The following is a 16,287-nucleotide window of genomic DNA, read 5'->3' as shown; positions in this document are numbered from 1 at the left end:
TCAGAACAATTTGTACGCAATAATTGACATAGAAACAACAGGGGGCAAATACAACGAAGAGGGTATTACAGAAATTGCTATATATAAATTTGATGGACATGAAATTGTTGATCAGTTCATTAGCCTAGTTAATCCTGAGATTCCAATTCAACCTTTTGTTGTAAAACTAACGGGGATAAATAATGCGATGTTACGAAGCGCTCCAAAATTTTATGAGGTAGCCAAACGAATTATAGAAATCACACAAGACTGTGTTATTGTAGCTCACAATGCTCAATTTGATTATAGAATATTAAGTACTGAATTCAAACGTTTAGGCTATGATTTTAATTGCGAAACACTTTGCACCGTTGAGTTATCCAAAAAATTAATTCCAGAACAAACTTCTTATAGTTTAGGTAAATTGGTTCGCGCCCTTGGGATTCCTATGAGTGATCGCCATAGAGCGAGTGGTGATGCAATGGCAACAGTGAAATTATTCAAAATGCTATTGGAAAAAGATCTGTCGAAAGAGATTGTAAAAAGTCTAATTAAAACAGAAGCTAAAACAGGTATATTGCCTAAATTCCAAGACCTCATGGAATCTGTACCGGCAGTTACGGGTGTGTATTATATTTACAAAGAAGACGGAACTATTATTTACATTGGTAAAAGTAAAAATATAAAGAAAAGGATTAATCAACATTTCACTGGTACTTCTCGAAAAAGCAAAAAAATTCAGACTGAGGTATTCACTATATCCTATGATGACACTGGGAATGAATTAATTGCACTTCTAAAGGAATCCGAAGAGATAAAGGTGAACAAACCCATCTATAACAGGGCACAAAGGAAAACTATTTTTCAATGGGCATTGTATGTTGAAAAAAATAAGGACGGATATTTAAATCTTGTCTTACAAAAAACGGATGGTCGTAAAAAAGAAATCACTTCTTTTACTACTATTCTGGAAGGGAAAAATTTCTTATTCAAAATTGTAGAACAATACCAACTGTGTCAAAAATTAACGGGATTATACGAAACTTCAAAAAATTGCTTTCAATATGACATTAAGCAATGTAATGGAGCTTGTATCGGGAAAGAAACTCCTGCCGAATATAATGTAAGGGTGCAAAAATTTATTGAAGAGAACCAATTTCAATCTCAAAATATGGTGATTGTTGATAGAGGTCGATCTATTGACGAGCGCAGTGCTATATTGATTGAAAATGGGATTTACAAAGGATATGCCTTTTACAATTTAAATTACCAAATTAATACCTTAGAAATTCTACGAAACATTATTATCCCGATGCAACATAATCGTGATATCAAAAACATTATACAAAGCTATTTGAGAAAAAAGAAAGATCTTAAAATTATTCATTTTTAATCCTAACCCCACTATTATGATAAAAAATCATGAGGTAAGAATAAAACGGTTTAAATCAAAACTTGAAATTCTCAAACAAAAAATACATATCGTTATCTATGGTGTGAACACACTTCCTGGTAGATTATTTGATGCTATTTTATTAGTAGTCATTCTACTCAGTGTTGTACTTGTGATGCTAGAATCTGTTGATAGACTAGACACGAAATATCATACATTTCTTGTGGTTTCGGAATGGATTATTACTGTTTTTTTCTCTATCGAATATGCATTAAGGATTATCTCAAACAAAAAGCCTTTAAGTTATATTTTCAGCTTTTATGGAATCATCGATTTACTATCAATATTACCGATGTATCTTTCTTTCTTTATACCTGGGTCAAAAATATTATCGGTTATACGAGCCATTCGATTATTAAGAGTTTTTAGAATATTAAATTTAGTTCACTTTTCAGGCCAAGCAAATGTTTTAAAAAATGCTTTAATCGCCAGCAGAACAAAAATTATTGTGTTTGTTTATTTTATCCTTGTAGTTTCAATATTATTAGGCGCAGTAATGTATGTTGTCGAAAGTAAAGAAAGTGGCTTTACAAGCATCCCTAAGAGCATTTACTGGTGTATTGTTACACTGACAACTGTTGGATATGGAGATATTGCTCCAGCCACCACATTAGGACAAGGAATTGCTACATTTATCATGATATTAGGATATGGAATCATTGCTGTTCCCACGGGTATTGTATCAGCGGAATTTGCTTTTAGCGCCAACAAAGATAGAAATCTAGCACCTACTCCTACTCCAATAAAAACTTGCCCGAATTGTACCTCAAGTGGGCACTCAAACAGTTCCAACTTTTGTTATAATTGCGGAAATAAATTAGATAATGAAAAATAAGTTTCTCATCACAATAGTAGGACCAACAGCTATTGGCAAAACCGCATTGAGTATTTACATTGCCCAACAGTTACAATGTGAAATTATTTCTTGTGATTCTAGACAATTTTTTAAAGAAATGTCAATTGGTACAGCTGTTCCTTCCACAGAAGAACTAAATGCTGTAAAACATCATTTCATCCATAATAAATCTATTTTTGACAACTATACTGTAGGCGATTTTGAACGAGAAGCCATCACCAAATTAGAAGAATTATTTCAACATCATGATTATGCTGTCATGGTAGGTGGATCTGGCCTTTATGTCGACGCCGTAATTAAGGGCTTCGATGATTTTCCAGATGTTCCAACAGAAGTAAGAGCTCAAATTATTAGTGACTATGAAAGTAAAGGAATAGAATATCTACAATCTGAACTTCAAACTTTAGATCCTGATCATTATGCTATCGTAGCTCAACAAAATCCGCAGCGTTTAATGCGTGCATTAGAAATATGTATTGCCACTGGTAAACCCTATTCTTCTTTTTTAAATCAAAAGAAAAACATCCGTAATTTTTCCTCTATTAAAATTGGATTGGATGCCGATCGCCCCATTATTTACAACAGGATTAACCAGCGTGTTGACATTATGCTTAATCAAGGCTTATTAGAAGAAGCGAAAGCACTTTATCCACATAAAGCATTAAATGCATTACAAACTGTAGGTTACAGGGAACTATTCAGTTATTTTGATACCGAAATTTCATTGGAATTTGCTATTGAAGAAATTAAAAAGAATACCCGTCGTTTTTCAAAAAGACAATTAACCTGGTTCAAGCGAGATGAAGATACACAATGGTATGATATCGCAACGCCAAAAGAAATTATAATGACTTACATTAAGTCAAAATCAAAACAATAAATTACAATTATGCCAATAGCTGAAAATTTCAAATCTATCCATAGTAAAGATTGGGAAATCGATTTTACACAGTGTACTCCCAACGGATATTTAAAATATACAGATCTATGTAACATATTACAATTAACTGCTGCTGATCATTCCTACACAGGAGGATTAAGCTTTACTGATATGCAGCAATATGATCAGGCATGGGTATTAAGTCGTATTCGTGTTGAAGTAGATGAATTACCAAAATGGCAGGATACCGTTACTGTTACTACTTGGATTATGGATATGCAAGGTTCTCGTTCTATTAGAGCTTTAGAAATGTATTGCAATGGCAAAAAAATAGTTGGTGCAACTACTTTTTGGGCTGTCTTTAATACTAAAACAAGAAGACCCGATGTAATTACTTTACCTCATGATCATTTTGAATTATTCCCTGATAAAAATCCAACCTTAGAATCATTTTCAAAAGTCAATATCGCTATTGAAACTCATAAAGTAACAGACCGAAAAGTGGTACTATCAGATTTGGATATTGTGAATCATGTAAATAATGTAAAATATTTGGAGTGGTGTCTAGATCAAGTAGACTACATCGCGATCATGAAGCAAAAACTAAGAAGTTTTGACATGAATTTCATGAAAGAATTAAAATATGGTGATACCGTAAGTATCAATGAAAATGCAGTTGAGCATCAATCAGTCTATACGATTTCAAAGGAAGATAAAATTTGTTTTGCTTTACAGATTAATTGGAAATAAAAAAGCCCCGATGTTTATCGGGGCTTTTTAGTTTATTTCTCTACAGCGTTCTTAACGACTAATCTGAATCCTTCACCGTGGATATTTAAAATTTCCACTGCATCATCCAATTTCAAATACTTACGTAATTTAGCAATATAAACGTCCATACTTCTTGATGTGAAGTAGTTATCGTCTCTCCATATTTTCGTTAATGCTAATTCTCTTGGCATTAAGTCATTTTCATGAAGTGCTAACATTTTCAATAATTCATTTTCCTTTGGAGAAAGCTTAATTGGCTCCTCATTTTTGTATGTCAAGAAACGTAGTTTTGAATTTAAATGGAATCCTCCAATATTGAATTCAAACTTAGTAACATCTGTTTTACTCTCTGATGCTTTTCTCTGAATAATTGCTCTAATTTTCATTAATAGAACTTCAGAATCAAAAGGTTTGTTCAAATAATCATCTGCACCAACTTTATAACCTTTTAATACATCTTCTTTCATTGATTTTGCTGTCAGGAAAATCAAAGGAATTTCTTTATTTTTCTCTCTGATTTCTTTTGCTAATGTATACCCATCTTTATAAGGCATCATTACATCTAAAATACACAAATCAAAGGTATCTTTTTTAAATTTCTCGAATCCTTCCATCCCATTTTTTGCTAATGTGACGTCAAAATCGTTTAACATTAAATAATCTTTTAAAATTGATCCAAAGTTAGGATCGTCTTCAACCAAAAGAATTTTTTTGTTTACAGCTTCCATAATTTTTAATTTATTAGTGGTAATTTTATTATAAAGGTACTTCCCTTACCTTTTTCACTTTCAACAAATATCTGACCGTTGTGGTCATCTATTATCCTTTTTACATATGCTAGGCCCAACCCATGCCCTTTCACATTATGTAAATCCCCAGTATGTTCTCGATAAAATTTCTCAAAAATTCTTTTCTGAGCAATCTTACCCATTCCCGCACCTTGATCTTTTATCTTTATAAGAATAAAATCTTTTACGTTTTCAGTAAAAACATCAATTTTGGGTTGATCTGGAGAATATTTTATGGCATTATCCAGCACGTTTACAATTACATTAGTAAAATGTACATCATTTAATAATGTTGTTGTTCTTGTTGCTTTAAAATGCGTTTCTATCGTACCTTGTCGATCTTCAATGATTAATTTCACATGCTCAATTGCATCTTCAATAACTTCATTAATATCAAGCGGTTCTTTATTTATTTCTAGTTCTTTTCTTTCAAGTTTTGAAATCCTTAATACATTCTCAACCTGAGCGTGCATTCTTTTATTCTCATCTCTAATCATCTGAAGGTACCGTTGTACTTTCTCTTTATCATCTATTATTTTAGGATTCTTTATCGCATCTAAAGCTAAATTAATTGTGGCAATAGGTGTTTTAAACTCATGTGTCATATTATTAATGAAATCTGTTTTGATCTCAGAAATCTGACGCTGTCTTATTAATTGATTCAATGCGCTAACATAAGCAATAATAATAATTAATGTAAATATTATTGACAATGATGTTATCCCAATAAGTGATGAAAATAAAAATCGTTCTTTTTGTGGAAAACTAACCAACAATTGAAATTTACTATTCCCATCATTATCTGTATAAACAGGAATTCCATAGGTTGCATTTTTATCAAACTTAAATTTATCTGATTTTACTTTTGTCGCTAAACCTGTACTGTAAATACCATATTCAAAAGGAGTATTAATCCCATAATTTGACATTTCTTTATCCAGTAATTCCTTTAATTTTTCTTTAGAAATTCTATCCTGTAATGGCTTTAACGCTGCAATATCTTTAAATGATATTTCAAACTGTGCCTTATCCAAAATATCCAATCTACCCATTTTTTCAATCTTTAAATCGGGTGAGGCATTATTTTGAATACTGGAGTTATCAATAGGACTTCCATTATAAATCTCAGTACGTCGTTTTGATACAAAACTTTTCAGTTTTAATGAATCTGATTTATTATCAAAGAACGATGATGAATTAATATTATAATCTAATGGTATAATACTATTTGAATAAATAATAGTTTCATTTGTTCGAGTATCTCTCTGAACATAAAAAAACTGTAATAATTCACTTTGTTTGGGATCTTTACCAATACTATCTTTTAACTGATTGTATTTAGTCAAAAAACTATAGGTTTCTTGCTCTTGTAGCTTATCTGCTACATTCCCAATAACCTGTTTAACGTGATATTTAAATTGCTCTTCGTTGTTATTCAACGAAGAATTTATCCAATATACCTGCACTAGAATTATCCCAATTAAGGATAAACTCATCAAAACTACTAATAAGCGAAACAATGTTTTATTCATCGAAACAAAATTAACATTTTAACAATTATTCCTTAAATATATTAACCAAAGATTAACATCTAATTTCATTTTTATTGTTTTCTTAGTTTTTCAAGAATAAATCGTGCTTTTTTCATAGCTAAATCAAGGTCTTCGTTATCAATAATGTAATTACTTAGAGATTTCTTTAAATCATCCGACCACTGATTATTAATTCTTTGCATTACTTCTTCTCTTTTAACACCATCACGACTCATTACACGTTGTATTCGTACCTCTTCAGGTGCTGTAACCAAAATTATTGCATCACAATCTTTATAACTTCCACTTTCAAATAGTATCGCTGCTTCTTTAATCACAACTGATTCATTCTTATGCTCCTGAACCCATTCTTCAAAATGTTCTCTTACCGCTGGGTGTACAATTTTGTTTAATACCTCTAACTTGGATTTATCTTGAAATACTATTTCAGAAATTTTTGTACGATCTAAATGACCGTCTACTACTATAGATTTTCCAAAAACATTTTGAATTTCCTCCATGACTATTGGAGTATCCATTAACTTTTTCGCTTCACTATCAGCAATATAAATAGGAACTCCTAAAGATTCGAAATATTTCGCTATAGTTGTTTTCCCGCTTCCTATACCTCCTGTTAAACCTACAATCTTAGGTTTTTGAATTATATCTTTCTCCGTCATATTATTATACTTTAAAAAATAATTCTGGAAATACTTCCTGAGGTTTACGTTTCAAAACTCGAATAGTAACAAATGATTTTAAAAAACCTATTCCATATCCATAAAATTGTATAAAAGCAGCATACACAGATAGTATTCCTATTTTTAAACTTTTGTTCTCAATAGTTGATGTTGTTAACAGAATAACAAAATACAAAATATAGAGATACAACAACACACTCGTAAGTAGAAAAGAAGCCAATAAGGCAACAATAAAACCAATAAAAAACACTGACGGAAAGAAAAAGGTCAGTTTACTGTATTGTGGATACCAACTATCCAAAATTGGACGGGCTTTTCCAAACTTATTGACTTGTTTATAAAACTTAGACCAATCAATCCTCCTCTTATGATATACATACGCATTTGGAAGTAACTTAGTTTTATAATTCATATTCCATAACCTAATGGATAGATCAGGATCTTCGCCGGGATGTATATTGCCAAAACCAGAGGATGCTTCAAAAGCCTTTTTAGAAAGCCCCATATTAAAACTTCTAGGTTGGAATTTTCCAATCTTTTCAGATCCTCCACGGATTCCTCCTGTCGTTACAAATGAGGTCATAGCAAAATTTATGGCTTTCTGGATATCCGAAAAAGAATCTAATGCTCTATCTGGACCACCAAAACAGTCAACGTATTCTTCATTTAGAGCTTTTTCTACTTCTATTAAATAATTCTCAGGGATAATGCAATCGGAATCTAGGATAATAAAATAATCACCCATAGCCTTTTTCATTCCATAATTTCTGGAATCTCCCGGGCCAGAATTTGGTTTATTATAATATGCAATCTTCAAACGAGTAGAATACTTTTCTACAATATGTTCACATGGAATAGAAGAACCATCTTCAACAATTACAATTTCAAATTCTTTAGAAAAAGTTTGTTTTGACAAACTTTCTAGTAATTCATCAATCTCATCAGGTCGATTATATACAGGAATAATAAACGAAAAATTCATAGACACAAAAAATCAATATTTATTAATTGAATCTACAAAGGTATATGTTAAAAAAACAAAAGCCATCTTTTCAGATGGCTTTTAAATTATTTTTTCTTCATTTTTATACAAAAAAGCTTATCTATTACTAGATAAGCTTTTCTTATAAACTATTTAAAGGATTATTGTTTAACCACTTTAACTGTTTTAGTTAGATTTTCAGAATTTACATTCACTAAATATACCCCTTTTACTAAAGCTGACATATCTAATTGTGCTTGATTTGCATTAATTGTTCTAGTCATTACTTCTTGACCTAATAAATTATAAACCGATACTGAAGATATGTTTTCAGCATATGATAAATTTAATACATCTTTTACTGGGTTTGGATAATATGCAAATTTAGAGGCATCAAATGTCTCAGTACCTAAAGTAGCGTTATAAGCCGCTATCTTAAATGTACCTGGCGTAGCTGGTCCAAAAATACCTTCGTATTGCCATACTCCTACGTAAATTGTTTGACCAGGCGTTAGACCTGTCAATGATAATTTTGAGAAAAATGAAGTATCATCATCTGGATTATCATCATTACATCCACTAGCAATTGGCACTAAAGCACCACAAGTACCTGTAAACGCAGCCATAATAGTATCATCATTTCCAGATGTACCATCTTGACCTGTTTCAAGTGTAAGCTTTCCATCTGCTGGAACTACTACACTAAACCATACATCGTTTGCAGCTGAAGAAGAACAACTTGGAACAACAGTTCCTGTTGATGCATTCACTGATGTTGAAGTTACTGCACTTGCAACAAAAGTTGTACCTACTGTTAATGCTGTTGCGGTACCACAATTGTCATTCACTGCTGGGACTGCTAATGTTTTAAAAGCAGTACTAGTCCATGGACTAAAATCACCACTTCCACAATTTGCACGAATATATGCTGTATAATTTGTATCCGGTGTTAATGAAGACAAAGGCGTTGTTGTTCCTGTAGTTACATTTACCATAGTTCCTGTTCCTTGCGTAAATCCTGTGATACCATACTCAACTTCAAATGAAGTTGCTGTAGAAGTCCATCCTAAATTAGCCGCAACCGTTGTAATTCCAGAAGCAGCAAATGATGCTGGTTCCATACAAGTCGGTTTTGGTCCGCTAACTACATCGTCGATATCAAAATAAAATTGATCAGTCGTAGTAATGTAAAAAGCCACATAAACTGTTTGACCAACATAAGCTGTTAAGTCATAAGAATATTTTTGAAATGCTGCACCCCCTGGAGGAGAAACTGCTGCTGCTAAAGTAACAGTGAAGTCAGCCGCTGCATTTCCTGTAGTTGATAATTTCACTGCAACTGTTTCTTGATATAATGGATCTCTACTTCTACCCCAAAATGAGATTAAATCTGTACTTGCCGCTGCAACAGTAATTGCAGGTGTAACTAAATAATCCGCATGCGCAGTAGATGAGTAGCCTATACCAACTGCATTTGTTCCTGCATGTGCTGTAACAGCACCACCTGTAAAATCTATAACCTGCCATGTATTTGTATCCCCACCATTAATTACTGTCCAACCTAATGGAAGTGCAGTAGAACCTTCAAAACCTTGGTTAAACTGGGCAAATCCTAACAACGGTAATAATAGGAATAATAAAAATAATTTTCTTTTCATAATGTATAATTTTGAGTTAGTATTAACCATAAAAGTATTAATTTTTTCTTAAAAAAAGAAACTATACGTTACAAATTAATATTTTAACATATCTATAAACATAAAAAAAGCTGCTCTTTCGAGCAGCTTTAATATTTAATTGATTGTAAACAAATACTGTTATTGTTGTTTAATCACCTTAACTGTTTTTGTATTATCTCCAGAATTCACTCTCACTAAATATGCTCCTGCAGCTAATGCAGACATATCTATTTGTGATTGATTTGCATTTACAGTTTTTTGAATCACTTGTTGACCCATTAAATTGAATACTGCAACAGAAGTAATATTTTCTGAATAAGATAAATTCAATACATCTTTAACTGGGTTTGGATAGTAACTGAAATTTTTATTATTAAATGTTTCTGTTCCTAAAGTACCCGTAATAGTTAAAGTGTATGCTGTAGATTGTGGTGGTGCTAATGTTGAAATCACGATATAAAAAGTCTGACCTGCTTCAACATTAAATCCATTAATATTTATTGGTCCACCCACTGCATTATTAACTGCACCAGCAACACATGTATTACCAATTAAGTTACAAGCTGTGTAAACAAATACACCTACATTACTTTGAGTAGGGTTTAATCCGATATTAATCGTACCATCACCAACTGCAGTATATGCATATACAACATCATTACCATTTAAATAATTCGTTGAAACTCCACATGATACCCCAGCTACACCTTCATAATTATCTCCATAATTAGACGTATTATCAGTCGTAGTATATGGTAAATCTGATCCACTTACTGGAATTGCATTCTCACATAATGAACCTAATCGTAATGTATTGAAAGTTGTTGGAGCTGACCAATCACTTGTATTATTATCGGAACAAATAGCACTAATTACAATTTCATATTCTGTCCCAGGTACTAAATTTGCTATAGTAGCACTTGGTGTTGATGTTATTGTACCAGGTGTTGTAGGAGTTCCCGTTCCAACTGGTTGAACAACATATTGCCATTGTGTTTCTGTTCCACTCGGTGTCCAAGAAACTGATGCTCCTTCTGTTGTAATTTGACTAACAGTAATTGCAGTTGGAGGGAAGCAAGTAATCACTTTCTCAACAACGAAATTATCAACATAGAAGTAAACATCCGGTGAAGTACTTGATGTTTTAGCAAAGAAACCAACTTTAACAATACCTGTATAACCTGCTAGAGCAATTACTTCAGTTTGTCCTGTATTAGTAACTGTCGATGTATTATTGTACGTTTTAATTGTATTTGCATCCGCCCAAGTTGCTCCTCCATCTGTAGAGATAACCACTTTTACTACGTGAGTACTAAATCCTGAAGCAGGAGAAGTTGTTCCTGAATACATTGTTAATGCAGCATCATATTTCAATTGGAAAGGAATAGTTCCATCTCCTAAATCAATTTGATTTGAAATTAACCAATCAGAACTAGTTCCATATAAGTTAATTCTAGCGGAATTAGAACCGCTTGTTACATTTCCATAAGCTCCATTAGACCATTTACCATCTACTGTTGTTATTGCAGCAGGTGTTGTTCCTAAAGCGCCTTTAGATTCTGACCAACACAATGGGTTTGGTGCATATCCTGTATAAGAAGCAAAAGTTTGAACTACTGTTGGAGCTAATTCAGGACCACAAAGAGTTGTAAAATTAACTGGGTCTGAATTCAAACTACTATCCGTCGCGCTACATACTTCTTTTACAATAAAAGAGTAAACTGTAGAACTATTAAGCTGAGAAATAGTTAACGGTGCAACTGCATTTGTAACTATTGTACCTGTACCTGGAGTAAATCCAACTGGACCGTACTCTACTGTATAATTTGTTCCAATTCCAACCCAAGATAAAGTTGCTTGGCTACTTGTAACATTCGCAGCAACTAATGTTGTAGGAACTGGACAAGTAGGTGTAACTACTAATTTGAAATCATCAAAAGCAATATACCATGGCGAACTGCTTGGTTGATTTACTCGTACTGAGAAATAGTAAATTCCTGAAGTTGTAGGAACAAATGTTCTTTTCACTTCTTTGTAAGCTTGTATTGAAATTGGTCCTGTACCTGGGGCAGTAAATGAACCTCCTAATTGAGTTCCACCAGTACCTAATTGACTATTGTTTCTAAATACATCTACAACCCATCCTGTATATCCATCTCCTTGAGTAAAGAAACTAAAATCATACGACACTCCTGCTTCTAACTGGAAACCAGGTGTATGCATAAATTCATTTGTTGCACTCCAAGAATTTCTTAAATATTTTGTTCCTGTTCTAGGTGTATTATAAGATGTTTCATCAGATGTAGCCCAATCTCCATTTTCTTTTTTCCAACAAGGAGGAAATGAATCAGACCCTACCGAAGTAAGACCTTCAAAACCTTCTGTCCATGGTAAAGTTGAAATTGGATCACATGTAGTTGTGAAATTATATGGTCCACTCCATGTACTTTTCCCTAAAGTAGTACCACAATCTTGTCTTACATAGTAAGAGTAAGCTGTTTGACCTGTTAATGGTGACAAAACATAATCATTTGTTACACCAGTCAACATTGTTCCTGAACCTTGAGCAAAACCTGGAGCACCATATTCAACATCAAATAATGTTCCTGTGCTGATCCATGTTAATTTCGCTGAGTTATTTGTTATAGCTGAAGCTGTTAAACTTTGTGGCTCTGAACAAGCTGGCTTAACCTGCCATATTACATCATCAATATATACTGCATTTGAAGGAGAACCAGAGTGTCTGAACGCTAAAGTCGTATTTGCTCCAGGTGTCGTTCCTAATTCAATTATTTTTTCTTCATATGTCGTTGTTGGTGCTGGAAAAGAACCTACCATAACAAATGTTGATGCATCATTAGGATTCGTTAAATAACCTACTTCAACTACTCCATTTACAGAGAAAGATGAACTTGATCTTAATTTAAAACGAAGTCTATGTGTTCCTGCACCTGCATTACTTACTGGCCTCATTTTCACAACAGCTCTATTTGTAGCCGAAGATGAATACATATAAAGCGCATTAGGTCCTGTAAAGAAACTAGACGCATCTAAATAAGCTGTACCTGAAGATCCAACTTTACCCCAACAAGACGGGAAAGTACTTGTAGCTACCGTATCAAAGCCTTCTGTAAATTCAGTTACTGTTGAACATACTGTTCTAAATGCAAATGGACCACTCCAAGCACTTTTTCCGTTAATTCCACAATCTCTTCTTACATAATAAGAGTAAGCTGTATCTCCTAAAAGTCCTTCTAATAAAAAGTTATTTGTTACTCCTTCAATTAGAGCTCCTGCTCCTTGTACAAATCCAGTAAGTCCATATTCAATATCGAATAATGTACCTGTACTAGCCCATGAGATATTTGCAGTTGCATCTGTAATATTTGAAACTGCTAAAAGTGAAGGCTCAACACATGGAGGTGCAATTTCAACTTTAAAGTTATCGATATAGAATCTAAAATCAGTATTAAAATCTGAGCTGTATGCATAGAATCCAATTTTAACAACACCAGTATAACCTGCCAAAGAAATTTTTTCACTTCTTCCACCAGCTGGGATGTTAGTATTATCATAGGTTGAAATTACATTCGCAGCAGACCATGTAGCTCCATTATCTGTAGAAACTACCACTTTTACAAATTTTTCAGCCATTGACGTAAGAGCAGTTGATCCTGAATAAGGAATAACTGAGGCATCAAATTCCGCACGGAATTCAGTTGAGCCATTTCCTAAATTTATTGATGGGGAAATTACCCAGTCATTTCTTGTACTATATAATTCTATATAAGCTGCTTTACCATTAGGATTTGTAGCGGCTAAATTATTATAATTAGCTCCCGCCCAACCACTAGTTGTACCTGTTAAGGTTAATGCAGTTGTTCCTAATAAACCTGTCCCTTCAGACCAACAAGCTGGATCTGGAGCTGTAGTTCCATAAGTAGAAAAATTTTCAACAGCTGTAGGTGCTATTTGAATTGTACACGTTGTCATAAAGGTACCAACATTACCCCAAGCAGAAGATTCTCCTGCACCACATAGTGAACGAATATAAAGTACATATGTAGTCGTTGGTAATAAAGCAGTAAAATTAAATGTTGTAGCAGCTACTGTTCCTGTAGCCACTAAACCAGTCGCTCCACTTCCGGCAGCTCCTGTTGTACGTAACTCATATTCATACCCGTTTGCCGGAGCAGTTGCAGGTGCTGTCCATGATCCTGTAGCAGAAACATCCAAAACATTTGTAAATGGTAACCCTATCGGTGAAACACATGAAGGTGCAGCTCCTTGAGTAATCGCAATATTATCGAAAATTGTCCAATAATCTCCTGCATTCCAAGTTACATAAAAACGAACAAATAGATTTCCTGGTACAGCACTAAAAGTAACCGTTTTTGTAGCACAAGTAGTCGCAGGAACGTGGCTAGTAGCATCTATTGTACTTGCTGTTGTCCATGGCCCAGAAGCTGAAGTAGAATACTCTACTTTTAATGTACCAAATGTAGTTGGGGTTCCAGCATAAGGAGAAGCATAATTAACAATTTTATAATCAAAATTCATTGTTACCAATCCTCCATTTGATGTCCCTACAGATGGTGACACTAATGATTTCGTTGTTGCTCCAGAATATGGGTTTGCTCTATACGAACCAGTCTGACAAGCTAAATCTGTAGATCTAGTACCTCCAATCCAACCCGCATCACCTGTTGCAGTCCAGTTTTGAGTATAACTCACTTGTGCTGTCGCACTCGTACTAAATAAAATAAATAGCAACGGCATTAACAACACAGACAACCTCGATCCTAGGCTATTCAGCCAATGATCTTTCAAACCAATGTCTAAAACGCTCCTTTGCTGAGTGGGGTTTTCATCCCTAGCAAGGCCATAAGCGCCGATAATAGTAATTTTTTTCATAAAATTATAGTAATTAATTAGTGGGCGTAATTTAATAAAAAATTAAGTATTATTTAATATTTTATTAAGTATTATAAGCAAAATTAAATTTTAACACTTAACTATTAACAAACCACACAACTTTAGACACTTCTTAACACCAGCAATAACAAGATAATTATCGATAATCCGCATATTATTTTAACAATTATCACTAATTCTATATTTTCACAAAATGAACCAAATTCTTAATATATCTAAACAAAAAGACATATCTGTATTTTGTCCTAACTTAAATTTAACCTCAAAAAAAAAATCAATTTAATGTAAAAAATAAAGCCAAAAAAAAGAGCCCAGTTAAAAACTGAGCTCTTTGTTATAATTTTATGTCTTTATACAAGACAATAAAGTTCGTCTTATTTTACAAATGTTTCCATTACTTCAGCACTTACTCCCATATTAGAGAAACCACCGTCATTGTATAGATTTTGTAACGTTACTCTTTTCGTTAAGTCAGAGAACATCGCTACAGTATAGTTTGCACAGTCCATTGCAGAAGCATTTCCTAATGGTGACATCTTATCAGCATAAGCAATAAATCCATCAAACCCTTTTACTCCTTGACCTGCAGTTGTAGGTGTTGGAGATTGAGAGATTGTATTTACTCTTACTTTCTTCTCTTTTCCAAAGAAATATCCAAAACTTCTAGCGATAGATTCTAAATATGCTTTATTATCAGCCATATCATTATAATCAGGAAATACACGTTGTGCTGCCATATAAGTAAGCGCTACAATACTTCCCCATTCGCTCATTGCATCTTTTTTATACAAAACCTGCATTACTTTATGAAATGATACTGCAGATACATCCCATCCTTTATGAGTGTACTCATAATTCATATCTGTATAATGATTTCCTTTTCTCACATTCACTGACATTCCAATTGAATGTAAAACGAAATCAATTTTGCCTCCTAAAATTTCTACAGCTTTATCTACTAAATTTTCCAAGTCTTGAACAGAAGTAGCATCAGCAGGAATAATTTGTGATCCAGTTTTTTCTGCTAATTGATTAATTGAACCCATTCGCATTGCGATTGGCGCATTTGTCAATACAAACGTACCTCCTTCTTCATGAACTCTTTCAGCAGTTTTCCAGGCAATAGAATTTTCATCTAATGCTCCAAAAATAATTCCTCTTTTACCTTTTAAAAGATTATAAGCCATAACGTAATTTTTTATATTATTTAAATCTCAATTTAATTTTTTCAAATGTACTCATTTTATTCTTTACCCTATCTAAGCCAGCATTCATATTATCAATAAAAGCGGGATTCATTGCTTTATTTCTTGCATCTTTGTAGTATTTATAAGCCTTGAAATAATCTCCTTCCATTTCATGAATCTTACCTAATTCGCTATAAAAAGAAGCAAAATCAATCCCTTCTACTGTATTTAAAGCAAGGTCAATTAATATTTTCGCCTCTTGATAGCGTCCAATATCTACCAATAAATAAGAATAATTCAAGTAAGATGGTGGATATTTTGGTGTAAATTTCATCGCCAACTTATAGTGGTATTCTCCTTTTTCATAATTACTGTACTTTGTACAATATATCCATCCAATATGATTATGAGCTCTTCCATAGTCTGGAAATTGCTGTAATAATTCTTCTAATAACTCTTTCCCTTCCGTAATTTTTCCTTCGGTAATAAGTGTATCTGCTTTTAAAAATAGATTCTCTGCGTAACTAATATTTTCTTCCATACT

General features: G+C 33.1%; 12 protein-coding genes. 4 read left to right on the top strand and 8 right to left on the bottom strand.

Going from position 1 to position 16,287, the window contains the following annotated elements; translation table 11 throughout:
- Positions 1 to 10: 10 nt before the first annotated feature.
- From P6733_RS08920 to P6733_RS08905, 4 genes are read left to right on the top strand one after another with little or no spacing between them, the layout of a single operon-like run.
- The gene (locus P6733_RS08920) at positions 11 to 1,372 is read left to right on the top strand and encodes an exonuclease domain-containing protein (protein WP_306352511.1); all 1,362 of its coding nucleotides are present in this window, start codon (positions 11 to 13) and stop codon (positions 1,370 to 1,372) included.
- 16 nt (positions 1,373 to 1,388) lie between these two features.
- Positions 1,389 to 2,267: an ion transporter gene (locus tag P6733_RS08915; RefSeq protein WP_306352510.1), complete on the top strand. Its 879-nt coding sequence runs from the start codon at positions 1,389 to 1,391 to the stop codon at positions 2,265 to 2,267.
- Positions 2,257 to 3,168: a tRNA (adenosine(37)-N6)-dimethylallyltransferase MiaA gene (gene miaA / locus P6733_RS08910; RefSeq protein WP_306352509.1), complete on the top strand. Its 912-nt coding sequence runs from the start codon at positions 2,257 to 2,259 to the stop codon at positions 3,166 to 3,168. Before P6733_RS08915 ends, miaA begins: the two co-directional genes overlap by 11 nt.
- Positions 3,169 to 3,177: 9 nt before the next feature.
- Positions 3,178 to 3,918 carry an acyl-[acyl-carrier-protein] thioesterase gene (locus P6733_RS08905; RefSeq protein ID WP_306352508.1) on the top strand — a complete coding sequence of 247 codons (741 nt, stop codon included), beginning with the start codon at positions 3,178 to 3,180 and terminating at the stop codon, positions 3,916 to 3,918.
- Positions 3,919 to 3,950: 32 nt separating this feature from the next.
- On the opposite strand, the gene P6733_RS08900 is transcribed toward P6733_RS08905, so the two are convergent.
- The 8 genes from P6733_RS08900 to P6733_RS08865 form a co-directional block, all read right to left on the bottom strand.
- Complete coding sequence (locus P6733_RS08900; protein ID WP_306352507.1) at positions 3,951 to 4,667, bottom strand: response regulator transcription factor; 717 nt, start codon at positions 4,665 to 4,667, stop codon at positions 3,951 to 3,953.
- A 5-nt stretch (positions 4,668 to 4,672) separates the two neighbouring features.
- Positions 4,673 to 6,259: a sensor histidine kinase gene (locus P6733_RS08895; protein ID WP_306352506.1), complete on the bottom strand. Its 1,587-nt coding sequence runs from the start codon at positions 6,257 to 6,259 to the stop codon at positions 4,673 to 4,675.
- A 71-nt stretch (positions 6,260 to 6,330) separates the two neighbouring features.
- Positions 6,331 to 6,939, bottom strand: coding sequence for a dephospho-CoA kinase (gene coaE, locus P6733_RS08890; protein WP_306352505.1), 609 nt, complete (start codon positions 6,937 to 6,939; stop codon positions 6,331 to 6,333).
- 4 nt (positions 6,940 to 6,943) lie between these two features.
- On the bottom strand, positions 6,944 to 7,942 hold the full coding sequence (locus P6733_RS08885; RefSeq protein ID WP_306352504.1) for a glycosyltransferase family 2 protein: 999 nt from the start codon (positions 7,940 to 7,942) through the stop codon (positions 6,944 to 6,946).
- 161 nt (positions 7,943 to 8,103) lie between these two features.
- A complete protein-coding gene (locus P6733_RS08880) occupies positions 8,104 to 9,600 on the bottom strand; it encodes a T9SS-dependent choice-of-anchor J family protein (RefSeq protein WP_306352503.1) in 1,497 nt (498 codons plus the stop codon).
- A 159-nt stretch (positions 9,601 to 9,759) separates the two neighbouring features.
- Positions 9,760 to 14,535: a fibronectin type III domain-containing protein gene (locus P6733_RS08875; protein ID WP_306352502.1), complete on the bottom strand. Its 4,776-nt coding sequence runs from the start codon at positions 14,533 to 14,535 to the stop codon at positions 9,760 to 9,762.
- Between the two features lie 395 nt (positions 14,536 to 14,930).
- Positions 14,931 to 15,743, bottom strand: a complete 813-nt coding sequence (locus tag P6733_RS08870; RefSeq protein ID WP_306352501.1) for an enoyl-ACP reductase FabI — start codon at positions 15,741 to 15,743, stop codon at positions 14,931 to 14,933.
- Positions 15,744 to 15,759: 16 nt separating this feature from the next.
- Positions 15,760 to 16,284 (bottom strand): tetratricopeptide repeat protein, encoded by a 525-nt coding sequence (locus P6733_RS08865; protein WP_306352500.1) that lies wholly within the window; start codon positions 16,282 to 16,284, stop codon positions 15,760 to 15,762.
- Positions 16,285 to 16,287 lie beyond the last annotated feature (3 nt).

The sequence above is a fragment of the Flavobacterium aerium genome (assembly GCF_030766725.1).
GTDB classification, from domain to species: domain Bacteria; phylum Bacteroidota; class Bacteroidia; order Flavobacteriales; family Flavobacteriaceae; genus Flavobacterium; species Flavobacterium aerium.
This window is presented reverse-complemented; position numbering and strand designations above follow the sequence as displayed.